27 protein-coding genes and 1 pseudogene are annotated in these 26,047 nt (G+C 34.8%); all 28 read left to right on the top strand.

Features of this window, described 5'->3' with window-relative positions:
• Positions 1–18 precede the first annotated feature (18 nt).
• A complete protein-coding gene (gene dcm / locus F9B91_RS09880) occupies positions 19–1,377 on the top strand; it encodes a DNA (cytosine-5-)-methyltransferase (protein ID WP_150923195.1) in 1,359 nt (452 codons plus the stop codon).
• Entirely contained in the window at positions 1,361–1,810 is a 450-nt protein-coding gene (locus F9B91_RS09875; protein WP_061370804.1) for a hypothetical protein, read from the top strand. Before dcm ends, F9B91_RS09875 begins: the two co-directional genes overlap by 17 nt.
• A complete protein-coding gene (locus F9B91_RS09870; protein WP_125417057.1) occupies positions 1,803–2,183 on the top strand; it encodes a hypothetical protein in 381 nt (126 codons plus the stop codon). Before F9B91_RS09875 ends, F9B91_RS09870 begins: the two co-directional genes overlap by 8 nt.
• A gap of 12 nt (positions 2,184–2,195) precedes the next feature.
• A complete protein-coding gene (locus F9B91_RS09865) occupies positions 2,196–2,429 on the top strand; it encodes a hypothetical protein (protein ID WP_000840776.1) in 234 nt (77 codons plus the stop codon).
• A 2-nt stretch (positions 2,430–2,431) separates the two neighbouring features.
• Entirely contained in the window at positions 2,432–3,019 is a 588-nt protein-coding gene (locus F9B91_RS09860; protein WP_150923194.1) for a CPBP family intramembrane glutamic endopeptidase, read from the top strand.
• A 399-nt stretch (positions 3,020–3,418) separates the two neighbouring features.
• On the top strand, positions 3,419–4,228 hold the full coding sequence (locus F9B91_RS09855) for a MurR/RpiR family transcriptional regulator (protein WP_150923193.1): 810 nt from the start codon (positions 3,419–3,421) through the stop codon (positions 4,226–4,228).
• A gap of 4 nt (positions 4,229–4,232) precedes the next feature.
• Entirely contained in the window at positions 4,233–4,934 is a 702-nt protein-coding gene (locus tag F9B91_RS09850; protein ID WP_045611613.1) for an N-acetylmannosamine-6-phosphate 2-epimerase, read from the top strand.
• 24 nt (positions 4,935–4,958) lie between these two features.
• Positions 4,959–5,876 (top strand): N-acetylneuraminate lyase, encoded by a 918-nt coding sequence (locus F9B91_RS09845; protein WP_150923192.1) that lies wholly within the window; start codon positions 4,959–4,961, stop codon positions 5,874–5,876.
• A 27-nt stretch (positions 5,877–5,903) separates the two neighbouring features.
• Entirely contained in the window at positions 5,904–7,445 is a 1,542-nt protein-coding gene (locus tag F9B91_RS09840; protein ID WP_024058028.1) for a sodium:solute symporter, read from the top strand.
• A 25-nt stretch (positions 7,446–7,470) separates the two neighbouring features.
• Entirely contained in the window at positions 7,471–7,929 is a 459-nt protein-coding gene (locus F9B91_RS09835) for a YhcH/YjgK/YiaL family protein (RefSeq protein ID WP_000587140.1), read from the top strand.
• 1 nt (position 7,930) lies between these two features.
• On the top strand, positions 7,931–10,255 hold the full coding sequence (locus F9B91_RS09830; RefSeq protein ID WP_150923191.1) for a sialidase family protein: 2,325 nt from the start codon (positions 7,931–7,933) through the stop codon (positions 10,253–10,255).
• A gap of 37 nt (positions 10,256–10,292) precedes the next feature.
• Positions 10,293–11,402: a Gfo/Idh/MocA family protein gene (locus F9B91_RS09825; RefSeq protein ID WP_000248712.1), complete on the top strand. Its 1,110-nt coding sequence runs from the start codon at positions 10,293–10,295 to the stop codon at positions 11,400–11,402.
• A 156-nt stretch (positions 11,403–11,558) separates the two neighbouring features.
• Complete coding sequence (locus tag F9B91_RS09820) at positions 11,559–12,449, top strand: ROK family protein (RefSeq protein WP_150923190.1); 891 nt, start codon at positions 11,559–11,561, stop codon at positions 12,447–12,449.
• Positions 12,450–12,473: 24 nt separating this feature from the next.
• The gene (locus F9B91_RS09815; RefSeq protein ID WP_150923189.1) at positions 12,474–12,797 is read left to right on the top strand and encodes a hypothetical protein; all 324 of its coding nucleotides are present in this window, start codon (positions 12,474–12,476) and stop codon (positions 12,795–12,797) included.
• Entirely contained in the window at positions 12,787–14,778 is a 1,992-nt protein-coding gene (locus F9B91_RS09810) for a V-type ATP synthase subunit I (protein ID WP_150923188.1), read from the top strand. Before F9B91_RS09815 ends, F9B91_RS09810 begins: the two co-directional genes overlap by 11 nt.
• A gap of 15 nt (positions 14,779–14,793) precedes the next feature.
• The gene (locus F9B91_RS09805; RefSeq protein ID WP_000400484.1) at positions 14,794–15,270 is read left to right on the top strand and encodes a V-type ATP synthase subunit K; all 477 of its coding nucleotides are present in this window, start codon (positions 14,794–14,796) and stop codon (positions 15,268–15,270) included.
• 33 nt (positions 15,271–15,303) lie between these two features.
• Positions 15,304–15,885, top strand: a complete 582-nt coding sequence (locus F9B91_RS09800) for a hypothetical protein (RefSeq protein ID WP_150923187.1) — start codon at positions 15,304–15,306, stop codon at positions 15,883–15,885.
• Positions 15,886–15,949: 64 nt separating this feature from the next.
• A complete protein-coding gene (locus F9B91_RS09795; protein WP_024058021.1) occupies positions 15,950–16,957 on the top strand; it encodes a V-type ATPase subunit in 1,008 nt (335 codons plus the stop codon).
• Positions 16,947–17,267, top strand: coding sequence for a V-type ATP synthase subunit F (locus F9B91_RS09790; RefSeq protein ID WP_000387939.1), 321 nt, complete (start codon positions 16,947–16,949; stop codon positions 17,265–17,267). The genes F9B91_RS09795 and F9B91_RS09790 overlap by 11 nt, the downstream gene beginning before the upstream one ends.
• Positions 17,268–17,329: 62 nt before the next feature.
• Positions 17,330–19,105, top strand: coding sequence for a V-type ATP synthase subunit A (locus tag F9B91_RS09785; RefSeq protein WP_024058020.1), 1,776 nt, complete (start codon positions 17,330–17,332; stop codon positions 19,103–19,105).
• Entirely contained in the window at positions 19,106–20,491 is a 1,386-nt protein-coding gene (locus F9B91_RS09780; protein ID WP_000111248.1) for a V-type ATP synthase subunit B, read from the top strand. It begins immediately after the preceding gene.
• A 22-nt stretch (positions 20,492–20,513) separates the two neighbouring features.
• The gene (locus tag F9B91_RS09775) at positions 20,514–21,125 is read left to right on the top strand and encodes a V-type ATP synthase subunit D (RefSeq protein WP_000251932.1); all 612 of its coding nucleotides are present in this window, start codon (positions 20,514–20,516) and stop codon (positions 21,123–21,125) included.
• An 88-nt stretch (positions 21,126–21,213) separates the two neighbouring features.
• Positions 21,214–21,612: pseudogene (locus F9B91_RS09770) on the top strand (ATP-binding cassette domain-containing protein); the annotation flags it as partial.
• 595 nt (positions 21,613–22,207) lie between these two features.
• Positions 22,208–22,507: a hypothetical protein gene (locus tag F9B91_RS09765; RefSeq protein WP_000869763.1), complete on the top strand. Its 300-nt coding sequence runs from the start codon at positions 22,208–22,210 to the stop codon at positions 22,505–22,507.
• A complete protein-coding gene (locus tag F9B91_RS09760) occupies positions 22,497–22,985 on the top strand; it encodes a hypothetical protein (RefSeq protein WP_000093687.1) in 489 nt (162 codons plus the stop codon). Before F9B91_RS09765 ends, F9B91_RS09760 begins: the two co-directional genes overlap by 11 nt.
• A complete protein-coding gene (locus F9B91_RS09755; RefSeq protein WP_150923212.1) occupies positions 22,985–24,862 on the top strand; it encodes a VirD4-like conjugal transfer protein, CD1115 family in 1,878 nt (625 codons plus the stop codon). Before F9B91_RS09760 ends, F9B91_RS09755 begins: the two co-directional genes overlap by 1 nt.
• Positions 24,863–24,882: 20 nt before the next feature.
• Positions 24,883–25,125 (top strand): hypothetical protein, encoded by a 243-nt coding sequence (locus tag F9B91_RS09750; RefSeq protein WP_000627865.1) that lies wholly within the window; start codon positions 24,883–24,885, stop codon positions 25,123–25,125.
• 16 nt (positions 25,126–25,141) lie between these two features.
• Positions 25,142–25,996 (top strand): conjugal transfer protein TrbL, encoded by an 855-nt coding sequence (locus tag F9B91_RS09745; protein WP_150923185.1) that lies wholly within the window; start codon positions 25,142–25,144, stop codon positions 25,994–25,996.
• Positions 25,997–26,047 lie beyond the last annotated feature (51 nt).

Genomic DNA, 26,047 nt, shown 5'->3' with positions numbered 1-26,047 from the left:
GAAAGGGGTGATAAAGAAATGAAATTTATTGATTTATTTTCAGGTATAGGTGGTTTTCGACTAGGAATGGAAAGTGTCGGACACGAGTGTATTGGATTTTGTGAGATTGATAAATTTGCTAGAGAATCTTATAAGTCCATTTTTCAAACAGAAGGAGAAATAGAATTTCATGACATACGAGATGTTTCAGATGACGAATTTAAAAAACTTAGAGGGAAAGTCGATGTCATCTGTGGGGGATTCCCTTGTCAAGCATTTTCAATCGCAGGAAGACGATTGGGATTTGAAGATACTAGAGGAACTTTGTTCTTTGAAATTGCTCGGGCGGCCAAACAAATCCAACCACGTTTTCTTTTTCTTGAAAATGTTAAAGGCCTACTCAATCACGATAAGGGACGGACGTTCACCACAATCCTTACCACACTTGATGAGTTGGGGTTTGATGTTGAGTGGCAGGTGCTTAACAGTAAGGATTTTGGCGTTCCCCAAAACAGAGAGAGGGTGTTTATTATCGGACATTCTAGAAAGAAAGGTACCAGACTCCTATTTCCTTTCAGACGAGAAGGTCAAGCAACTAACCCTGAGACTTTGAAAGCACTAGGGAATTTAAATCCATCAAGAAGTGGAATGAGTGGTAAAGTTTATTATTCAGAAGGTCTTGCGCCAACTTTAGTTCGTGGAAAAGGAGAAGGATTTAAGGTTGCTATTCCTTGTATGACACCAGACAGATTAGAAAAGAGACAAAATGGTAGACGTTTCAAGGATAATCAAGAGCCAATGTTTACTTTAAATACTCAGGATCGCCATGGTATTGTCGTTGTTGGAGATTTACCAACTAGCTTTAAGGAAACTGGTCGCGTCTATGGAAGTGAGGGCTTATCTCCAACACTGACTACAATGCAAGGTGGAGATAAAATCCCCAAAATACTAATTCCAGAACCAATCCAATTTCTAAAAGTACGGGAAGCAACGAAAAAAGGATATGCTCAAGCAGAAATTGGGGATTCAATCAATTTAGAAAGACCAAGTTCTCAGTATCGTCGTGGTAGAGTTGGAAAAGGTATAGCGAATACGTTAACAACTAGTGGGCAAATGGGAGTAGTAGTGGCTAGCTATGAAGGAGAAGATAAGCAAGTTAATCATGTAGCCGGTGTCTTAATAGATGGACAATTTTACCGTTTGAGGATACGACGAATCACTCCTAAAGAGTGTTTTAGACTGCAGGGCTTTCCTGATTGGGCTTTTGAAGCTGCTAGAAAAGTCTCTAGTAATAGTCAGCTCTATAAACAAGCTGGTAATAGTGTAACCGTTCCTGTTATTGCCGCAATCGCAAAGAAATTAAAAGAAATCGAGGAAAAAGATGAAAGCTTTAAATAAAGAGTCAATACTAGATTGTGATGAATTAGAAACAGAATTACATGATGCAGAAATCAGACAGCTGGATGAACAAATATTTTTGATGCCCAATTATCCATGTGAGTTTGAGGTGACATTTTTAGATGATTACCATAAAAAACACAACTACCCCCTATTTTACGAATCCTATCTTCAAAACATTATGGAATTCCTTGAAAGTCAGGATATAAAGAACGGAGCGGATGCCTTTGTAGATGATCATCAAAATCTTGTTTTTGTTTTATATGGACAAGGCTATCGAGCCGAGGGAAAAGAGGGAATACTTACAACCCAAGTAACTGTAAAAGCTTATGATGAAGACAAGCAACCGATTAACTTCGCAAATTTATTGGATTCCTTAATCGTATCAGAATATCAAATGGAACCGAATCTTTGGGAGGTTTCCCATGATTGATCTCTATCTAAGTAAAAATAACCATAGAAATCAACTTCTTTTGGATTTCTTTCAAAACTACGGAATAGAGGTATCTTGTCATTCGATTTCTGAAATGACAAAGGACAAATTAATTGAGATGATGAGCTATTCTTCAGATTGTTTTGAGTTTTTATCTCCTAATTTATTACGATTTAAGAACCGTGACAATTTAAGATTATCGGATTTCATTGAAATGATATTAAAAAATCCTGAACTAACTATTAGACTTCCTCTTGCGGTTTCAAATAAGAGAGTTTATCCAAATCTGAATTTGGAAGAGGCTAGAGCTTTATTGCCAAGAGATACGAAACAATTGATTTACATGGCACAAACACATTATTTATCAAGTTAAAGGAGAAGCAATATGGCTGAACGATTTTGGGAGAACCTGTCCATTATTTTGGCTGAAAGAAATATCAGCTGGATTGAGTTAACCAGAAAAATGTTTGCGGGAGAGTTTCACTATCCAAGTGAATTGAATCGTTTGTATCAAAAGATTCGCCACTATAAGATGGAACAACGAATGCCTCAAAGTCCATGGGTAGAAAGGATTGTGCAGGTATTAGATTTAGATTATGAAGATTTATTTCGGAGGTAACTATGAAAAGAATCATTCCAGTTTATATATTCCAACAAGTAAATGTCCTATTGGTATCCCTATACTTACTGAAATTGCTTTGTATCAGTGAGTTAACTATACTAGAGATTCTCTATGGTGCATCGCTCATTTCTTTTTTATGGATGTATGGTCAACGAAAACAAGTAATCAAGATTAATATGAAAACTAGGATAAAATGGCTTGGTATTGGATTTGTCAGCCTACTGATTATAAGTCTATGTTTTAGTCTAATCCATGCTCAGGGAAGCACGAATCAAGCAAACTTAATTGGGCTTCAACATCAAGTTCCTTGGTTTTCATTTTTATTGTTCTTAATCAATGCGAGTATGGTTGAAGAATTTCTGTATCGAGAAATTATATGGAATTTGGTGAGAAAATTAGATATTCGAGTTGCGTTGACAAGTGTTTTATTTGCCTTAGTACATCATCCAGGAACCATTCTAGCTTGGTGTTTATATGTTTCACTTGGGATGTTTTTAGGGATGGTACGCTATAAATCGGACTTATGGGGCAGTATGGGTCTACATTTGGTGTGGAACCTACTAGTTTATAGTTTGATGCTTTTTTAAAATAGGTGATCTGATTTATCTCATAAATCAGTAGTTTTTATAGGATTATTTTTAATTCGGAAATAAAAATTTATTAACAGCATAGAATAAAGAAACTAGGAACATTTTTTCTATTTTTTTAGAAATAAAATGTTGTATAGGAATTCCGAAAGAAATAATAAAATCAAAATAAAAATTAATAAAACATGTATATATGAGTATATCAACGTCGATAAATGTTCTTACAAGGCATAAAAAACAAATATAAAGAATAAAAAATGTTATATCTTTATATTTGTTGTTCTGTTATGAAATGAAAGAAATTGGAAACTAGTTTCTAAATCATGAAAAATATTGAAAAAAAAAAAAATAAGTGTTAGAATAAAGAATGTAAACGTTTACTTTTACAAAGGAGCTCATATGTTACTACAAAAAGAACTAATTCCAATGATAGAAGCTAATTTACCAAATATGGCATATGCTGAAAAAGACATTGCTAAATTCTTCTTAAAACAGCAACCTCTTAATAATTATTCATGTGAGGCATTGTGCGAATGCCTTAATGTATCCAAAGCAACATTGACTCGATTTTCGAAAAAATGTGGTTTTAAAGGTTTTAGACAATTCATTTTCAAATACCAAGAGATGATTCGTGAGAAAGAAAAGTTAGCATTGTATACAGAGGCTACAGAAAAAGTTTTATCCGACTATGAAGAAATGTTGAGAAAAACTTACACGGTTCTTGATGAAGTTCAACTTGAGCGTATTGCTGAGATGATAGAAAATGCTGAGCGTGTATATCTTTATGGTGAAGGAAGTTCATTTCTTGCTTTACAAGAAATGAAGATGAGGTTTATGCGTCTCGGAGTCATTGGCGAAGTATTATCAGACGCGGATATGATTTTGTGGAATAGCTTATTACTTAATGAAAATTGCCTCGTCATTGGAGCATCCGTTTCAGGTCAAACTGATATTGTACTAGAAGGTCTTCAAAAAGCTGCGGATAAAGGCGCTAAAACAGTTTTAATGACTACAAGAAATTTTGACGAAGAAGATTGTTTCTTTGATGAATTATTGTTATTAGCTTCGATCAATCATCTCTCGTATGGCAATCGCATATCACCTCAGTTTCCAATACTTTTAATTACAGACTGCTTATTCTCTCATTATCTGGAAAGTCCAGAGAGACAATATTATTACAATCAATCTATTATCCATAAGGAGGAATAATAAAATGAGCCAAATTTGGACTAAAGAAAAATTTATAAGTCAAGTCCATGGTGGAGTCATTGTTTCTTGTCAAGCTTTACCCGGTGAACCCCTTTATAATGAAGAATTTAGCTTGATGCCTTTTATGGCTAAAGCAGCTTTAGAGGCAGGAGCAGTGGGCATTCGCGCAAATTCTGTGCGTGATATTAAAGCAATTCAGAAAGTAGTAGATTTACCAATAATTGGAATTATCAAAAAAGATTATCCACCTCAAGAACCATATATTACTGCTACGATGAAAGAAGTAGATGAACTTGTAGAATGCGGAACAACAGTCATTGCATTTGATGCAACTTTAAGACCAAGATATGATGGCTTAGTTGTCAGTGAATTTATCAAAAAAATAAAAGAAAAATATCCTAATCAATTGTTGATGGCGGATGTAAGTAATTTTGATGAAGGTCTCTATGCATTTAAATCAGGCGTTGATTTTGTTGGTACAACATTATCAGGGTACACAAGTACAAGTGTACAATCAGATGAACCTGATTTTGAACTAATGAAAAAATTGGCTGATTTTAATATTCCGGTAATTGCCGAAGGAAAAATTCATTATCCAGAACAATTAAAAAAAGCTTATAGTTTAGGTGTTACCAGTGTTGTCATTGGTGGAGCGATTACACGTCCAAAAGAAATTGCTCAGCGATTTATTAATGTCATCAAATAAAAAACAATATAAAGGAGAAATCTGATGAAAGATTTAACTAAATACAAAGGCGTTATTCCTGCATTTTATGCTTGCTATGATGAAAATGGTGAAATTAGCCAAGAACGTGTAAAATCTCTGGTGCAATATTTCATTGACAAAGGTGTAAAAGGTATCTATGTAAATGGTTCTTCAGGTGAATGTATTTACCAAAGTGTAGAAGATCGTAAACAAATTATTGAAGCTGTTATGGAAGTTGCCAAAGGTAAATTAACAGTTATCAACCATGTTGCATGTAATAACACGAAGGATAGTATTGAATTGGCAAAACATTCAGAAAGTGTTGGAGTCGATGCTATTGCTGCTATCCCACCTATTTACTTCAAATTGCCAGAATATTCAATCGCAGCATATTGGAATGCAATGAGTGAAGCTGCGCCAAATACAGATTTTATCATTTATAATATTCCACAATTGGCAGGGGTTGCATTGACTGGTAGTTTGTATGCAACAATGCGTCAAAATCCTCGTGTGATTGGAGTTAAAAATTCTTCTATGCCTGTACAAGATATTCAAATGTTTGTAGCTGCAGGTGGAGAAGATTACATTGTATTCAATGGTCCAGATGAACAATATCTTGGTGGTCGCTTGATGGGAGCAGAAGCTGGTATTGGTGGTACTTATGGCGTTATGCCAGATTTGTTCTTGAAATTGGAAAGTTTGATTCAAGAACGAGATTTAGATACTGCTAAAAAACTTCAATATGTTATCAATGAAGTCATCTATAAGATGGTATCAGGTAAGGCAAATATGTATGCTGTAGCAAAAGAGGTTTTGCGTCTAAATGAAAAACTTGATTTAGGTTCTGTTCGTCAACCCTTAGAAGCATTGGCAGAAGGTGACTTGGAAGTTGCAAAACAAGCAGCAGTACTTATTCAACAAGCACGAAAAGAATTTTTATAATAAATAAAATCAATATGGAGATATGTTATGAGCACAACAGGATTTACAATAATTGACTTAATTATCTTGATTGTTTATTTACTTGCGGTGTTGGTTGCGGGTATCTATTTCTCTAAAAAAGAGATGAAAGGAAAAGAGTTCTTTAAAGGAGATGGTTCGGTTCCTTGGTATGTTACTTCGGTATCCATTTTTGCCACAATGCTCAGTCCGATTTCCTTCTTGGGACTCGCTGGTAACTCTTATGCAGGTAGCTGGATTTTATGGTTTGCTCAATTAGGGATGGTTGTAGCTATTCCACTGACAATTCGTTTTATCTTACCTATCTTTGCACGGATAGACATCGATACGGCATATGATTACTTGGATAAACGTTTTAATTCTAAAGCACTTCGTATTATTTCAGCACTCTTGTTTATTATTTATCAATTGGGACGTATGTCTATCATTATGTACCTCCCATCAGCTGGTTTATCAGTATTGACAGGAATTGACATCAATATTTTGATTATTTTGATGGGTGCAATTGCAATTGTTTATTCTTATACTGGTGGTCTAAAATCCGTATTATGGACAGACTTTATTCAAGGTGTGGTTCTGATTAGTGGTGTCGTTGTAGCTTTATTTGTACTGATGGCTAATATTAAAGGTGGCTTTGGTGCAGTAGCAGAAACATTAGCAAACGGGAAATTCCTTGCTGCAAATGAAAAACTTTTCGATCCTAACTTGCTTTCAAACTCCATCTTCTTAATTGTGATGGGTTCAGGCTTTACAATCTTGTCTTCCTATGCTTCATCTCAAGATTTGGTTCAACGTTTTACTACAACACAAAATATTAAGAAACTTAATAAAATGTTGTTCACAAATGGTGTCTTGTCACTTGCAACTGCAACAGTCTTTTACTTGATCGGTACAGGCTTGTACGTATTCTATCAAGTACAAAATGCAGGTAGTGCAGCTAGCAATATCCCTCAAGACCAAATCTTTATGTACTTTATTGCATACCAGTTACCAGTAGGTGTCACAGGTTTGATCTTGGCAGCGATTTATGCAGCAGCTCAATCAACTATTTCAACAGGTTTGAACTCTGTTGCAACTTCATGGACATTGGATATTCAAGATGTCATTTCTAAAAATATGTCAGACGATCGTCGTACGAAAATTGCACAATTCGTATCTCTAGCAGTAGGTTTATTCTCAATTGTTGTTTCCATTATCATGGCTCATTCAGATATTAAATCTGCATACGAATGGTTCAATAGTTTCATGGGACTTGTACTTGGTCTACTTGGTGGTGTATTCATTCTTGGTTTTGTTTCTAAAAAAGCAAATAAACAAGGTGCTTATGCAGCGCTGATTGTATCAACCATCGTTATGGTATTTATTAAATACTTCCTTCCTCCAACAGCTGTTAGCTACTGGGCATATTCATTGATTTCAATTTCTGTATCAGTAGTGTCAGGTTATATTGTATCTGTTCTTACTGAAAATAAAGTATCTGCACCTAAATATACAACGATTCATGATATTTCAGAAATTAAAGCGGATTCAAGTTGGGAAGTTCGTCACTAGTCACTAATAGAAAAGAGAAAATAATATGATTATTTCTGAACAATCTGATTTTAGACGATATGCTTCTGTCAATAAACATTTTTCAAAAGTCTGTGATTTTTTAGAAAATACAAATTTGACAGATTTAGTTGATGGAAAAATTGATATTGATGGGGAAAATGTTTTTGCAAATTGTATGACTTATCTAGCTGATGGAGTTCCAGGAGATATTTTTGAAACTCATAAGAAATATTTAGATATTCATATTGTTGTTGAAAATACAGAAAAAATGGCAGTAACTTCCCCAGTTCGTGCTCAGTCACGTGTACCTTTTAGCGAAGAGAAGGATATTGCTTTTTACGATAGCAAAGACTATCAAATTGTTGAATTGCTTCCAGGGAATATGTTGGTGACTTTTGAAGAAGATCTTCACCAACCAAAGATTCATTGCAATGATGAAACTGTTAAAAAACTTGTTATCAAAGTTTTAAATGAGGAAAAATAAAATGAAAAAAAATATTAAACAATATGTAACCTTAGGTACTGTAGTGGTATTATCAGCATTTGTTGCTAACTCAGTTTCAGCTCAGGAGACTGAAACTTCTGAAGTATCAACACCAGAGTTGGTGCAACCTGTTTCACCAACGACTTCGATTTCGGAAGTACAACATAAATCGGGTAACTCTTCGGAAGTTACTGTACAACCTCGAACAGTTGAAACTAGTGTTAAGGATCAATCTTCCACAGCGGATGCGATTTCGGGAGTACAACCTAAATCGGATAATTCTTCGGAAGTTACTGTACAACCTCGAACAGTCGAAACTACTGTTAAGGATCCATCTTCTACAGCGGAAGAAACTCCTGTCTTAGAAAAAAATAATGTTACTTTAACAGGGGGCGGAGAAAATGTTACTAATGAGTTAAAGGATAAACTTACTAGCGGTGACTTTACTGTAGTGATTAAGTACAATCAGTCTAGTGAGAAAGGTTTACAAGCTTTGTTTGGAATATCTAATTCTCAACCCGGTCAACAAAATAGTTATGTAGATGTGTTCCTTAGAGACAATGGTGAATTGGGAATGGAAGCGCGTGATACTTCTTCCAATAAAAATCACCTAGTATCCAGACCTGCTTCAGTTTGGGGTAAGTACAAACAAGAGGCTGTGACTAACACTGTTGCAGTAGTAGCAGATTCAGTCAAAAAAACATATTCTTTATATGCTAATGGTACAAAAGTAGTAGAAAAGAAAGTGGATAACTTCCTAAGCATCAAGGATATTAAAGGTATTGATTACTATATGCTTGGGGGAGTGAAACGTGCAGGAAAAACGGCGTTTGGTTTTAACGGAACACTAGAAAATATCAAATTCTTTAATAGTGCATTGGATGAAGAAACTGTTAAAAAGATGACAACAAACGCTGTTACTGGACATTTAATTTATACGGCTAATGATACAACAGGTTCTAACTATTTCCGTATTCCAGTTCTGTATACTTTTAGCAATGGTCGGGTTTTTTCAAGCATTGACGCTCGTTACGGTGGAACTCATGATTTCTTGAATAAAATTAATATTGCTACAAGTTATAGTGATGATAATGGTAAGACATGGACTAAACCAAAATTAACATTGGCATTCGATGATTTTGCGCCAGTACCATTAGAATGGCCTCGTGATGTTGGTGGACGTGACTTACAAATCAGCGGTGGTGCAACCTATATTGACTCTGTTATTGTTGAAAAAAATAATAAACAAGTACTCATGTTTGCTGATGTTATGCCTGCTGGAGTAAGTTTTAGAGAAGCTACTAGAAAAGATTCAGGTTATAAACAAATTGATGGTAATTATTACCTTAAATTAAAGAAACAAGGTGATACTGATTATAATTATACTATTCGTGAGAATGGTACTGTATACGATGATCGTACCAACAGACCAACTGAATTTTCAGTAGATAAAAATTTCGGTATTAAACAAAATGGTAATTATTTGACGGTAGAGCAATATTCGGTTTCATTTGAAAATAATAAAAAGACTGAATATCGTAATGGGACTAAAGTCCATATGAATATCTTCTACAAAGATGCATTATTCAAAGTAGTGCCAACGAACTATATTGCATATATTTCTAGCAATGATCATGGCGAATCTTGGTCTGCACCAACTTTATTACCTCCTATAATGGGACTTAATCGGAATGCGCCTTATTTGGGTCCTGGACGTGGAATCATTGAAAGCTCAACTGGACGTATTCTTATTCCGTCTTACACTGGTAAAGAGTCTGCATTCATTTATAGTGACGATAATGGAGCGTCTTGGAAAGTTAAAGTTGTGCCACTTCCTTCTAGTTGGTCAGCAGAAGCACAATTTGTAGAATTGAGTCCAGGAGTAATTCAAGCATACATGCGTACAAATAATGGTAAAATTGCATATTTAACAAGTAAAGACGCAGGTACTACTTGGAGTGCGCCGGAATATTTGAAATTTGTTTCAAATCCAAGTTATGGAACACAATTATCAATCATCAATTATAGTCAATTGATTGATGGTAAAAAGGCTGTCATTTTAAGTACTCCAAACTCCACAAATGGTCGTAAACACGGACAAATTTCGATTGGTCTAATTAATGATGATAATACAATTGATTGGCGTTATCATCACGATGTTGATTATAGTAACTATGGATACTCATATTCAACATTGACAGAGTTACCAAATCATGAAATTGGATTGATGTTTGAAAAATTTGATTCATGGTCTCGTAATGAACTTCATATGAAAAATGTTGTACCATATATAACATTTAAGATTGAAGATTTGAAAAAGAATTAAAGCTGAAATTTAAATATATTGAAAGAGGATAAAAATTATGGTAAATTACGGTATTGTTGGAGCTGGATATTTTGGAGCTGATTTGGCTCGTTCAATGAACAAAATTGAAGATGCAAAAGTGGTTGCGGTTTTTGACCCAAATCATGGAGAAGAAGTTGCTCAAGAGTTGGGATCAGATGTTTGTGCAAGTTTAGATGAACTTGTAGCACGTGAAGATATTGATTGTGTGATCGTAGCTTCACCTAGCTACCTTCACCGTGAACCTGTTGTGAAAGCTGCTCAACATGGCAAACACGTATTTTGTGAAAAGCCAATTGCATTGTCTTATGAAGATTGTAAAGCCATGGTTGACGCATGTAAAGAAAATAATGTTATCTTTATGGCTGGTCACATCATGAACTTCTTTAATGGTGTACACCATGCTAAAGAATTGATTACTCAAGGTAAAATCGGTAAAGTTCTTTATTGCCATGCCGCTCGTACAGGTTGGGAAGAACAACAACCAACTGTATCATGGAAGAAACTTCGTTCTCAATCTGGAGGACATTTGTACCACCATATTCATGAATTAGATTGCATTCAGTTCATCATGGGAGGACTTCCTGAAAAAGCGACAATGGTAGGAGGTAATGTATATCATAAAGGTGAAAACTTTGGTGATGAAGATGATATGCTCATTGTAAACCTAGAATACTCTGATGATCGTTATGCTGTTTTGGAATATGGTAATGCTTTCCGTTGGGGTGAACACTACGTCTTGATTCAAGGAACTGAAGGAGCTATCAAACTTGACTTATTCAATACTGGAGGTACTCTTCGTGTTAAAGGTGAAGGAGAATCACACTTCTTAGTACATGAAACTCAAGAGGAAGATGATGACCGTACAGCTATCTATACCGGTCGTGGTATGGATGGAGCAATTGCGTACGGTAAACCAGGAGTACGTTGCCCATTATGGTTACAAACATGTATTGATAAAGAAATGGAATATCTACATGACATCATTAAAGGTGGAGAAATTACAGAAGAATATGAAAAACTTCTCAATGGTGTAGCTGCTTTAGAATCAATCGCTACCGCTGATGCATGTACTTTATCAGTTAAAGAAGATCGAAAAGTAAGTCTTTCAGAAATCACAAATGCTTAACTATTGTCAAACAGAATAGTAAATTCTTGTCATTATATAATTTCTAAAGTTCTGTGATACAACTCATTGAATAAAGAAATAGAGATGGGACTGGGATAATGCCCAGTCCCATTTTTTATCAAAAAGTAATGAGATAAAAAATGTGGGAGTGTTGAAATGAAGATTATAGGTATCGATATTGGCGGAACAACAATTAAGGCAGATTTATACGATGAGTTTGGAACGAGTTTAAATCATTTCAAAGAGATAGAAACAATTATTGACTATGATTTGGGAACGAATCAGATATTAAGTCAGGTCTGTGATTTAATTGGTGAGTATATTTTAAATCATTCAATTGATGGTGTTGGGATTTCCACTGCTGGAGTTGTTAATGCTAATACAGGAGAAATCATCTATGCAGGCTATACAATACCTGGGTATATCGGAGTAAACTTTACTTCCGAAATAGAAAAACGTTTTGGGTTGTCTACTTTTGTTGAAAATGATGTTAATTGTGCTGCATTAGGTGAATTGTGGAAGGGACAAGCCAAAGATAAGAAAAATGTGGTAATGGTTACTATTGGAACGGGTATAGGAGGCAGTATTATTTTCAATGGACAAATTGTTAACGGATTTAACTATACTGCTGGTGAAGTAGGCTATATTCCTGTAGGTAATTCGGATTGGCAAAGCAAAGCCTCAACAACCGCATTGATTCATTTATATCAAAAAAAGAGCTTGAAAACTAATCAAACTGGACGTACTTTCTTTACTGATTTAAGATCTGGAGATAAAGTCGCTGAAGAAACTTTTGAAATTTTTGTAGAAAATCTAACAAAAGGTTTATTAACGATTTCTTATCTACTTAATCCAGAAATTCTCATATTAGGAGGTGGGATTATGGATAGTAAGGATATTTTGTTACCTGAAATTCAAAGTTCTTTAGCTAAAAATGCAATGGATAATAGGTTTTTACCTAAAAAACTTGTGGCAGCTACATTAGGAAATGAAGCTGGTCGTATAGGAGCTGTAAAAAATTTCTTAGATAGAATTTCTAATAAATAGTATGAAAGATAAGGAGGTGTCACAATGACTAACTCTGTATTTTCGACAATGCAAGATATTGAGAATGTTGCAACCGATATTATAAAATCATATGATAATGAGATTTATACTTATAAAGTTGTTTCTCAAGAAGAATTGGAAAAACTAGAAAAAAGTTATGATGAAAAAAGTCATGAAGAATTAGTTTCAATAGAAAGCAATTTAGAAATGAAACAACAGAATCTTATTGATGAGGTTAATAAAACAATCAAGGAAAATGATGCAAAGATTCAGTATATTTCATCAAGTAGGAGAGGAGAATTTGTAGAAAAAATTATAGGTAGGGTGGTAGAAAAATATGGCTATTAGTCAGATGAAAAGAATTTCTCTACTATTTTCTAAAAGTAGTCTTGATGATGTTTTAAAAACTATTCAAGAACTAGAGTCAGTGCAGTTCCGTGATTTAAAGGTTCAGGATAACTGGTCAGAAGCTCTAGAAAAAGATGAGGTTATATTTCCAACTATTCAAATTTCTCATACTTCTAATTCCAATCATGGGGTTATTGAAGGAAATGATGCCTTGACTTATTTGATGAATCAACAACAACATTTAGAAGCAACTGTAGAGAAATTACAAGAATACCTACCGAAAGAAAACACGTTTAAATTATTGCAGCAACCTCCGATAACGACCTCTTTTGAAGAATTAGAAAAATTTGGTAAAGCTAATGTTGCTGAGGGTGTTCTTAAAAAAGTGAATCATCAAATTAATAGAGTTCATGAATTAGAAAGACACATTCAAAGTAATAATGAGGAAATAGAGAGATTAATAAAGTGGGAAAAATTAGAAATTATTCCTGCTCATTTAGAACAATTTTCTTTCTGTAAAGGAAAAGTCGGAACAATTCCAAGGACTGTAGATAATCGCATATACAATAGTTTTTTAGAAAACAATATTGAAGTTCAAGAAATATTTTCTAATGATAGAGAGCACGGTGTTGTTGTTTTCTATCAGTCCAGTTGCTCTATTGATTTTGATGAATACTTATTTGAACCATTTGATTATTCTGGAAAGGAATTACCGAAGCAGCGAGTAGTAGATTTGGATCAAGAAAACATGCAGTTAATAACTGAAAAAGAGAATATTATCGCATCGTTGCAAGATTCAAAGAAAAATTTGATAGATTTACAATGGCAAATAGACTATATTTTATCTATCTATGCTCGTCAAATCTCTAAGAATAATCTTTTGAGCACTCCGCATCTAGTTGCATTAGAAGGATGGATAGAAGAAACTCGTATTTTATATTTTATAAAAGTTATGGATGAGCGTTTTGGACATTCTATTTATATTTATGAATCGGAAACATTGTCGGATAATCAAGATGAAATACCTATCAAATTAACGAATCACTCTTTAATTGAACCATTTGAATTATTGACAGAAATGTATGCTCTGCCCAAATATTATGAGAAAGATCCTACACCTGTATTAGCACCATTTTACTTTACATTTTTTGGAATGATGGTTGCTGATTTAGGCTATGGTTTACTATTGTTTTTAGGAACAATGTTAGCATTAAAAATTTTTCATCTACCTTCAGTAACTAAGAGATTTTTAAAATTCTTTAATATATTAGGGGTAGCCGTTGCAATTTGGGGTGGAATCTATGGCTCATTTTTTGGATATGAGTTGCCATTTCATCTGATATCTACAACCTCGGATGTCATGACTATATTAGTAGTGTCAGTTGTGTTTGGATTTATTACAGTATTTGTAGGTTTGTTAGCTTCAGGACTACAAAAAGTAAGAATGAAGAAATATGCAGAAGCATATAATTCAGGATTTGCGTGGTGTGTTATTCTGCTTGGCTTGTTATTTATTGCTGTCGGAATGTTGATGCCTGATATTAGACCGTTATTTGTATTAGGGAAATGGGTATCTATTTTTAATGCTGTGGGGATTTTGATTGTTTCTATTATTCAAGCTAAAAGCTTGTCAGGTATTGGATCAGGATTGTTTAACCTATATAATATTTCATCTTATATAGGTGATTTAGTTAGTTTCACTCGATTGATGGCATTAGGATTATCTGGAGCAAGTATAGCATCAGCTTTCAATTTAATTGTTGGTTTGTTTCCGGGGACATTGGCTAAACTGACAATTGGATTAGTATTATTCATTCTTTTACATGCGATCAATATTTTTCTATCGTTACTATCAGGATATGTTCATGGAGCACGTCTGATATTTGTTGAATTTTTTGGTAAGTTTTATGAGGGTGGAGGAAAACCATTTCAACCTTTGAAGGCTTCTGAGAAATATATTAAGGTTATTACAAAGAATTAATGGAGGATATATATAATGGAACATTTAGCAACTTATTTTTCAACCTATGGAGGAGCTTTCTTCGCTGCATTGGGAATTGTATTGGCGGTTGGATTAAGCGGTATGGGGTCTGCTTATGGAGTTGGTAAGGCTGGGCAATCTGCCGCAGCTTTACTGAAAGAACAGCCAGAAAAATTTGCCTCAGCTTTGATATTACAACTACTGCCCGGAACACAAGGATTATATGGTTTTGTTATTGGAATTTTGATTTGGTTGCAATTAACTCCAGAACTTCCTTTGGAAAAAGGCGTTGCTTATTTCTTTGTAGCTCTTCCAATTGCTATTGTAGGATACTTTTCGGCTAAGCATCAAGGAAATGTAGCAGTAGCGGGAATGCAAATCTTGGCTAAAAGACCAAAAGAATTCATGAAGGGAGCAATTTTGGCTGCCATGGTAGAAACCTATGCAATTCTTGCCTTTGTCGTATCATTCATTTTGACCCTTCGTGTATAAGAAATTAATTTGCTATTCAAAGGAGGTGTCTAAATGAGCAATTTAGAAAACTTACGAGAATCTGTTATTGAACAAGCTCATGAAAAAGGGCGTATGAAATTATTGGATTCCAAAAAGAAGATTGATGATGAATTTGAAATGCAAAAGTCGGTCATTGTAAAGAAAAAAGAAGCTGAACATGAACGAAAGTTAAAAGATTTACAGCAGAAATATCAAATAATTTTTCAACAATTAAAAAATAAGGAACGCCAATCAACGTTAGTATCAAAACAGCAAATATTAAAAGAACTTTTTCAATCTGCTTTAATAGAAATGGAATCTTGGAATGCAGATAAAGAAATGGAGTTCATCTATCGAATTCTGGAACGATATTCACAACAAGAGGTCATAGTAACTTTTGGGGAGCGGACTTTAGCTAAATTCAATTTGGAACAATTAGAGAAATTGAAATTCTCTTTTCCAAATCATTTATTTAGTGAACAGCCTATCTCGAATGAATCAGGCTTACTTATTTCAACAGGTAAAATTGATGATAACTATTTGTATAAAACATTAATTGGTTCGATTTCTAAGGAAGAAAGTTCAAGTATCGCAAATCAAATTTTTATCAATTAAGGATGAAATTGGTTAATCCTTCTTAGAAATTTGGAGTATTCCAATAAAATTAGAAAGGTATTTTATGGATACTAATCTTTTTTCAAAAATAAATACGACGATTTCGGTAAAAGAAAACGATTTTATTACAGAAGAAAAATTTCAAAAAATTATACAATCCAAAGATACGGAGACATTGGCATTTATCTTAGAAGCAACTCCCTATCATTTATCGATTGACGTTTTAGAAAATCCTAGTCAGACAGAGATTTCGCTAATGACAAAATTAGTCAATGATTATAGATGGGCCTATGCTGAAAGTCCGTCTGATAAAATTGTGACTTTATTTGCTTTACGATATGTTTATCATAATATCAAAGTTTTATTAAAATCTAAGGCGGCAATTAAGAAAGATTTTTCTAAATTATTAATTCCAATAGGGATTTTTGATATAGAAAGTTTAAAACATTTAGTTTCTTCCTTACATTCAGATACACTTCCTGATTTTATGGTTCATGAAGTAGAATCAATTTGGAATGAGTATGAAACTTTTAAAAATATTCGTGTACTTGATGTCGGAGCTGATCTAGCATATTTTAAACATCTGAAACTTTTATCTAATGAGTTAGGTGGGGTGCTGTCTCAGGTTATTGTTGCAATGATTGACTTTTATAATATTATTACTGTAAAACGTGGTTTATCTCAAAATAAGAGTCATGGGGATATTTTACAATTACTTTCAGATGAAGGAAGTATTTCTGCTAAAGAATTTATATACATTGTAGAAAATCAAGAAATATTTGTGTGGTTCAATAAAATAAATCTAAGCTTAGATTCAATCTTTTCAACTTACGAATTGAAGATGCAGGACGCAACAATTTCATCTTCTGAGTTAGAATTTTTATGTGATTTACTATTGTATAAAACTTTAGATCAAGGAAGGTATAATGTAGATGGGCCGTTAGTTCTTGCTAGATATTTATTGGGATGTGAGTTTGAAGTAAAGAATCTTAGAATGATCATATCAGCTCTTCAAAATACAATTCCTTTTGAATCAATAAAAGAAAGGATACGCCCGCATTATGGAAGCTAATAAGTATAAAATTGGCATAATTGGTAGCCATGATATTATTTTACCCTTTAGCATGATTGGGTTTGATATATTTCCTGCCTATCAAGAACAAGAAGCTATAAATACTCTAAGAAAATTAGCTCAATCTGATTATGGTGTCATTTATATCACTGAAGACATTGCTTCAATGATATTAGATACAATTCGCCATTATGATTCTCAAGTTGTGCCTGCTATTATTTTATTACCGACTCATAAACAAGGTTTAAATTTAGGATTAAAACGTATAGAGGATAATGTAGAGAAAGCAGTAGGACACAATATTTTATAATAATGTACAAAATTGTCTGTAATATTATTCTATAATTTTTGGACTTAGTAAGGAGAATAACTTTGACTCAAGGGAAGATTATAAAAGTATCGGGACCTCTAGTTATTGCATCAGGTATGCAGGAGGCTAATATTCAAGATATTTGCCGTGTAGGTAAGCTAGGGTTAATCGGTGAAATTATTGAAATGAGAAGAGATCAGGCATCTATCCAAGTCTATGAAGAAACATCTGGTCTTGGTCCGGGAGAACCTGTTGTTACAACTGGAGAACCTCTCTCGGTTGAATTAGGGCCAGGATTGATTTCTCAAATGTTTGATGGCATACAACGCCCATTAGATCGATTTAAATTGGCTACTCATAATGATTTTCTAGTTCGTGGGGTAGAAGTTCCAAGTTTGGATAGAGATATTAAGTGGCATTTTGATTCCACTATAGCAATTGGTCAAAAAGTGAGTACGGGTGATATTCTTGGAACTGTCAAGGAAACCGAGGTAGTTAATCATAAAATTATGGTTCCTTATGGAGTATCTGGAGAAGTCGTTTCTATTTCATCTGGCGATTTTACAATTGATGAAGTTGTATATGAAATAAAAAAATTGGACGGTAGTTTCTATAAAGGAACGCTTATGCAAAAATGGCCTGTCCGCAAGGCGCGTCCTGTTTCTAAACGTTTAATTCCAGAAGAACCATTAATCACAGGTCAACGAGTTATTGATACATTCTTTCCAGTAACCAAAGGGGGAGCTGCAGCAGTTCCTGGACCGTTTGGAGCAGGAAAGACAGTTGTACAACACCAAGTAGCTAAATTTGCCAATGTTGATATTGTTATTTATGTTGGTTGTGGAGAACGTGGAAATGAAATGACGGATGTACTGAATGAGTTTCCTGAGTTGATTGACCCTAATACCGGACAATCAATTATGCAACGGACAGTTCTGATTGCTAATACTTCAAATATGCCTGTTGCTGCTCGTGAGGCTTCAATTTATACAGGAATTACCATGGCTGAGTATTTTCGTGATATGGGCTACTCTGTAGCCATTATGGCTGATTCAACTTCACGTTGGGCAGAAGCGCTACGTGAAATGTCAGGACGTCTAGAAGAAATGCCTGGTGATGAGGGTTATCCTGCTTATCTGGGAAGTCGTATCGCTGAATATTATGAAAGAGCAGGACGTTCTCAGGTTCTAGGGCTTCCAGAACGTGAAGGAACGATTACTGCTATTGGAGCTGTATCGCCACCTGGTGGAGATATTTCAGAACCAGTTACTCAAAACACTTTACGGATTGTGAAAGTTTTTTGGGGGCTTGATGCTCCGTTGGCACAGCGACGTCATTTTCCTGCAATTAACTGGCTTACATCTTATTCACTATATAAAGACAGTGTGGGCACTTATATAGATGGTAAAGAGAAGACAGATTGGAATAGTAAAATAACTCGTGCGATGAACTACTTACAACGGGAATCTAGTTTAGAGGAAATTGTTCGTCTTGTTGGAATTGATTCTCTGTCTGATAATGAACGACTAACGATGGAAATTGCTAAACAAATTCGAGAAGATTATTTGCAACAGAATGCTTTTGATTCGGTAGATACATTCACTTCGTTTGCAAAACAAGAAGCAATGCTAAGTAATATCCTAACTTTTGCTGATCAGGCAAATCATGCTTTAGAGTTGGGTTCTTACTTTACAGAGATTATGGAAGGTACCGTGGCAGTTCGAGACCGTATGGCGAGAAGTAAATATGTTTCAGAAGATAGATTAGATGAAATCAAAATTATATCAAATGAGATTACACATCAAATTCATTTGATATTAGAAACAGGAGGTCTATAAATGAGTGTTATAAAAGAATACAGAACTGCCAGTGAAGTTGTTGGGCCTCTTATGATTGTTGAACAAGTAAATAATGTGTCTTACAATGAGTTAGTTGAAATTCAACTTCATAATGGAGAAATTCGTCGTGGACAAGTTTTAGAAATCCACGAAGATAAAGCAATGGTTCAGCTTTTTGAAGGATCTAGTGGAATAAATTTAGAAAAGTCTAAAATTCGTTTTGCTGGTCATGCATTAGAATTGGCTGTATCTGAGGATATGGTTGGTCGTATTTTTAATGGGATGGGAAAACCAATTGATGGTGGACCAGATTTAATTCCAGAGAAATATTTAGATATTGATGGTCAAGCTATTAATCCTGTATCTAGAGATTATCCAGATGAATTTATTCAGACAGGGATCTCCTCTATTGATCATTTGAATACTCTTGTACGTGGTCAAAAATTACCAGTATTTTCAGGTTCGGGCTTACCTCATAATGAATTAGCTGCTCAGATAGCAAGACAAGCGACTGTTTTAAATTCTGATGAAAATTTTGCGGTTGTATTTGCAGCAATGGGTATTACTTTTGAAGAAGCTGAGTTTTTTATGGAAGAACTCAGAAAAACAGGAGCAATCGATCGTTCGGTTTTATTTATGAACTTGGCAAATGATCCTGCAATTGAGCGTATTGCAACTCCCCGCATTGCTTTAACTGCGGCAGAGTATCTAGCTTTTGAAAAAGATATGCACGTTCTAGTTATCATGACGGATATGACTAACTATTGTGAAGCGTTACGTGAAGTCTCGGCAGCTCGCCGTGAAGTTCCAGGGAGACGAGGCTATCCGGGATATTTATATACAAATTTATCAACTCTATACGAAAGGGCTGGTCGCTTAGTTGGTAAAAAAGGTTCGGTGACACAGATTCCTATTTTAACAATGCCAGAAGATGACATAACACATCCAATTCCTGATTTAACTGGATACATTACTGAAGGGCAAATTATTTTGTCGCATGAGTTGTATAATCAAGGTTATCGTCCACCAATCAATGTTTTACCTTCTCTCTCTCGATTAAAAGATAAGGGATCTGGAGAAGGTAAAACTCGTGGAGATCATGCTCCAACTATGAATCAACTGTTTGCAGCCTATGCCCAAGGGAAAAAGGTTGAAGAGTTAGCAGTAGTATTAGGAGAATCGGCTTTATCTGATGTAGATAAATTGTATGTGAGGTTTACAAAGCGTTTTGAAGAAGAGTACATAAACCAAGGATTTTATAAAAATCGAAATATAGAAGATACGTTGAATCTTGGGTGGGAATTACTATCAATTCTTCCTAGAACAGAGTTAAAACGTATCAAAGATGATTTGCTTGATAAATACTTACCTTTGGTAGAAGTTTAATCCGGAAATGGAGTGATTATCGATGGTACGTTTGAATGTAAAACCAACTCGTATGGAATTGAATAACTTAAAGGAACGTTTGAAAACAGCTGAACGTGGACATAAGTTATTAAAGGATAAAAGAGATGAATTGATGAGGCGATTTATTTCTTTGATTCGTGAGAATAATCAACTTCGGAAAGAAGTAGAAAGTTATCTAATTGATAATCTAAAATCCTTTGCAGTTGCTAAATCATTAAAGAATTCTCAAATGGTGGAGGAATTATTTTCAATTCCATCGAAAGAAATTGAATTATTTGTTGAGAAAGAAAATATCATGAGTGTAACAGTTCCTAGAATGCATATGAATATTACTTCTCAAAATGAGAACAGTGAATACAGCTATTTATCTTCTAATAGTGAAATGGATGATGTATTTGCTACAATGAATAGTTTAATTGATAAATTACTAAGACTGGCAGAAGTTGAAAAAACGTGTCAGTTAATGGCTGATGAAATAGAAAAAACACGTAGACGTGTAAATGGTTTAGAATACTCGATTATTCCAAACTTGTCGGAAACTATTCATTATATAGAATTGAAACTAGAGGAGGCAGAAAGAGCCAATTTAGTTCGTATTATGAAAGTGAAGTAGATCCTTTATTTAGATTATTAATTAGATGAACAAATATCAGCTTGGATAAGGCTTTAAGCCTTTCTAAGCTTTTTTATTGACAGTATCAGGATATCTTTTTCAAAATTTTGGTTTGTTAGATAATGAAAATGTTTCTACTAATCTAGATTTAGGATTAGTAAATCTTAAATGTAATTATATAGAAAAAGATAAGTTAAAAAAAGATGTATTAGCAAGAGTTGGTCTAACTCATATTCATCTGGAACAAAAGATATATGAATTGTCTGGCGGTGAAGCACAACGTGTTGTTTTAGCGAAAATCATTCTTAAAAATCCACCATTAATACTTGCGGATGAGTTGACTGCATCGCTCGATCCTACGACTTCACAAGGAATTATGAAATTATTATTAGATATAAAAAATGAAAATCGTCTAATCATCATTGCAACTCATAATTCCGATATTTGGAATCAAGCAGATGAAGTTATAAATTTAAATCAATTATAGTTACAGTCAATAGATATCTTCTATATTTTAAAGTTATTTTATCTGAATCCGTAAAAGCAGTTCAATCTTGTACTGCTTTTTTCTTTTACGACTTACGCTGTTTGGTTTCATGAGCAAGCCCCTCAAAGTGAACTAATAACAAATCATTAGAAGTCATAGTGATGAAATTTCTGTAACGGAAGTAGAGCGAATTGCTGAACCATTAAATAAGTATCTCTCGAAGTAGAGGCGTATATTTTGACTTTTAGTTTGATAGAATGGTAGTTTGAAAATGTAAATGATAGCTACTGTTCATAAAACATAGAAGGTACGTACGGTGTTTTGAGAAGAGCTAGAAATTAGCACTTACCTTATTATTCCAACAACCTCAAAAATGTGATAAAAATTTCAACTACTCTTATCTATAATAAAGCTACCTGTTCTTTGAAAATTGAATCCACTCCGTCTTGATTAGCGTGCCTGTGTAAGTAGGGACTGAGAGTATTTCCCTGTGAAGGGCGACTGGCACAAGACGTGTGTGAGAATTTTCTAACAGACACGGAGTTTATCGTTACCAGACTTAAACGATGCGACAAACTAGATAAAGGAGTTAATCATGAAGGTAGTAAACTTGTATGATTTGAAACAAATGGGAAATAAAGGTGGTTGTACCATCCAATTGATTCATCACTTTCCTTTTGGTATGGGCTTAGGACATCTCAAAAAAGACTACATTGAATTTAAACGTGTTGGTATCGTTGATGGGAAAGCAGTAGAAGTTACTCTTCGAGAACCTTATTCGAGAGATCTACTGCAGGTTGTCAAGTCGATTAAGCAACGTCAGAAATTGATAGCTTATCGTTATAAAGAAGGAAAGCTGCTATTTGTTAAGAAGGAGGCATCAGATGTCCTCTGAACAACAGGAACGAATGGCAGTTCAATATGCAGAGCGTAGTCTTTTATTTACTGTAAGAAGTCTCTTAAAGATTCTAGAATGGTCTAGACGTCAGGCTTTAGCACAGGATTCCGCCTATAAGATAGGGGTACAGAAATTAGAAGAATTGCTACAATCTCCTTATTCGATTGATACGATTAATCTGAAAAAAGATTTTTTAGACAAACCAATTGATATAGAGAAATTTAAAGCCTTTTTAGAAAAAGAAGAGATTCCTTTAGCCATCGCTTGGCAAGGGGATTCTCTGCATTTCTACACGAAAGACCGTTCGATTCTGGACAATCATTTAGACCATCTTTTAGAAAAAATGGTTAATGATCCGGAGAAATTAGCTGATTTTACCATGGATAAGTCATTAGACGATGCAATTGATGAGGCTAAATCCCAAATTACCTTTAGACAAGAAGGAGCCGTCAAACAGAAAGAGATGGTGAGATGATGTACAGTGGAAAGAAATTCCTACTATTCTCACTGTTAGGTATCTTACTAGGCTATCTTTTTCATCGTTTGACGCTTTTGTATGATTCCTATACTGGAAATACCTTAGATAAATGGACTCATCTTCTGATGGAAGGTCAAGATGAAGTTCTTCAGTCGCCATGGAATATTTCTTTTACTGGAAAATCAAGTGCTTTTTTTCTACTAGGTTTTGTGATGATGTTGCTGGTTTATCTCTATTTAGAGACTGGCAAAAAACAATACCGAGAAGGGGTAGAATACGGGAGCGCCCGTTTTGGAACTCTAAAAGAAAAGAAGCTCTTTTACGGTAAAGAATTTTCTCATGATACGATATTAGCACAGGATGTTCGTTTGACATTATTAGATAAAAAACCACCCCAATATGATAGAAATAAGAATATTGCAGTGATCGGAGGTTCAGGAAGTGGGAAGACCTTTCGCTTTGTAAAACCCAATCTAATTCAGATGAATAGTTCAAATATTGTCGTGGATCCTAAAGATCACTTGGCCGAGAAAACAGGCAAACTCTTTTTAGAACATGGCTACCAAGTAAAGGTGTTAGATTTAGTCAATATGAAGAACTCAGATGGCTTCAATCCTTTTCGCTATATAGAGACAGAAAATGATTTGAATCGTATGCTGACGGTTTATTTTAATAACACCAAAGGCTCTGGATCTCGTAGTGATCCATTTTGGGATGAAGCTTCTATGACTTTGGTTCGAGCTTTAGCCTCCTACTTGGTCGATTTCTATAACCCACCTAAAACAAGAGAACAGCTCATAGAAGAAAGTCGTTTAAGTCAAAAAGAATACCAAAACTTGTTGAAACGTCAAAAAAAAGAAGTGGAAGAGCGAAAAAAACGAGGGCGTTATCCAAGTTTTGCTGAAATCTCAAAACTCATTAAACACTTATCCAAGGGTGAAAACCAAGAAAAAAGTGTCTTAGAAATTCTATTTGAAAATTATGCTAAAAAGTATGGGACTGAAAATTTTACCATGCGAAATTGGGCAGATTTCCAAAATTATAAGGATAAGACTCTGGATTCTGTTGTTGCTGTAACCACTGCTAAATTTGCCCTCTTCAATATTCAAAGTGTTATGGATTTGACCAAAAGAGATACCCTTGATATGAAGACATGGGGTCAGGAAAAATCAATGGTTTACCTAGTTATCCCAGATAACGATAGTACCTTTCGCTTTCTTTCAGCCCTCTTTTTTTCAACCGTATTTCAAACCCTAACAAGACAAGCAGATATTGATTTTAAGGGTCAATTGCCTCTTCATGTGAGAGTCTACTTAGATGAATTCGCAAATATCGGAGAAATTCCAGATTTTGCTGAACAAACCTCAACGGTCCGCTCTCGTAATATGAGTCTCGTTCCTATTCTACAAAATATTGCCCAACTTCAAGGGCTCTATAAAGAAAAAGAAGCTTGGAAAACCATTTTGGGGAACTGTGATAGCTTAGTCTATTTAGGTGGGAATGATGAAGATACCTTTAAATTTATGAGTGGATTACTCGGTAAACAAACCATTGATGTTCGAAATACCAGTCGTTCCTTTGGCCAGACAGGTTCAGGATCCCTTTCTCATCAAAAGATTGCTCGTGATTTAATGACACCTGATGAAGTCGGAAATATGAAACGGCATGAATGCCTGGTTCGAATTGCCAATATGCCTGTCTTTAAAAGCAAAAAATACAATTCCATCAAGCATCCAAACTGGAAGTTTTTAGCCAATCAAGAAACCGATGAACGGTGGTGGAACTATCAGATCAATCCTTTAAATCAAAGACAAGAAAACCATCTTGAAGGCCTTAGAATTCGTGATTTAACTTTTGAATCTAGTTTAAAATAAAAATAGAAAAGAGGAAATAGATGATTACGCATTTTAAAGGTTTTGTTTATGGAGTAGACGCAAGTGCTATGTTTGCACAAGCTATGTCTTTGTTACAGAAGGGATTGATTGCGGTTGGTGCCTTTCTCGTTGTTGTGGGGATTGTCAACCTTGCAACCAACATTAAAGATGGTGGACCAGGTGTTCGGAATGCCATTCTGGAAATTGTCGGTGGTGTTATGGTCGGGGCTGCTGGAGCCTTTGTAACCCAGATTTCAATTTAGGAGGATAAACAATGACATGAATCTTAGTTTAGTCTCACACTTTGTTTACCTTGCATCTGAAAAAATATCAGCTGAAAATTTATTTGAAGGATTTAATGTGGATTTACAATCTACGGTAGATCTGATTAAATCCCTATCTAGCTACAATCCAACAGTTTGGACTTATATGTCTAGTATTACTAAAAGTGTCATGCAGCCTCTTGGAGTTGCGATTTTATCAGTTGTTCTCATCCTAGAATTTTCGAAGATGGCAAAGAAAATTGCTAACTCAGGTGGAGCGATGACCTTTGAAGCATTAGCGCCGATGTTGATTAGTTATATTATGGTCGCAGTGGTCATTACCAATACTACCGTTATTGTAGAAGCTATCATCGGGATTGCGAGTCACGCCATTGAACAAGTGGCCTCGATTGTGGCTCACGGTGGGGCGAAGTATGATACCATCTCTGGATTAAAAGGTTCAGGATTTATTGGCCGGATGATTGTGGGATTTTTCGCCCTCCTCATTTGGCTTGTTCGGATAGTAAGTGCAGCCATGGTCAATCTTTTGGTATCTATTCGATTTATTCAACTCTACCTTATGATCCCATTTGCCCCTCTTACGATTCCAACATTTTTAAGCGATGAGTGGAAGTCTATTGGTATTGGCTATTTAAAAAATATTATGGTCTATGCGGTACAAGGGGTTCTTATTTTTCTGATTGTTTCTCTTGTTCCTTTGTTTGAATCTGCTGGGAAAATAGCTGTTTCAAATGGTGCAGGAGTCTTGCAATCACTTGCGATTATGTTTGGTAGTTTAATACAAGCTATCTTACTGATTATTGCCCTCGTTGGTTCTCAACGTACGGCTCGCTCAATCTTAGGTATGTAATTAGATAAAGGCTAGGAAGTGATTGCTTCTTAGCCTTTTTAGAAAGGAAAG

Source organism: Streptococcus mitis, from assembly GCF_008763935.1.
GTDB lineage: Bacteria > Bacillota > Bacilli > Lactobacillales > Streptococcaceae > Streptococcus > Streptococcus mitis_DB.
This window is presented reverse-complemented; position numbering and strand designations above follow the sequence as displayed.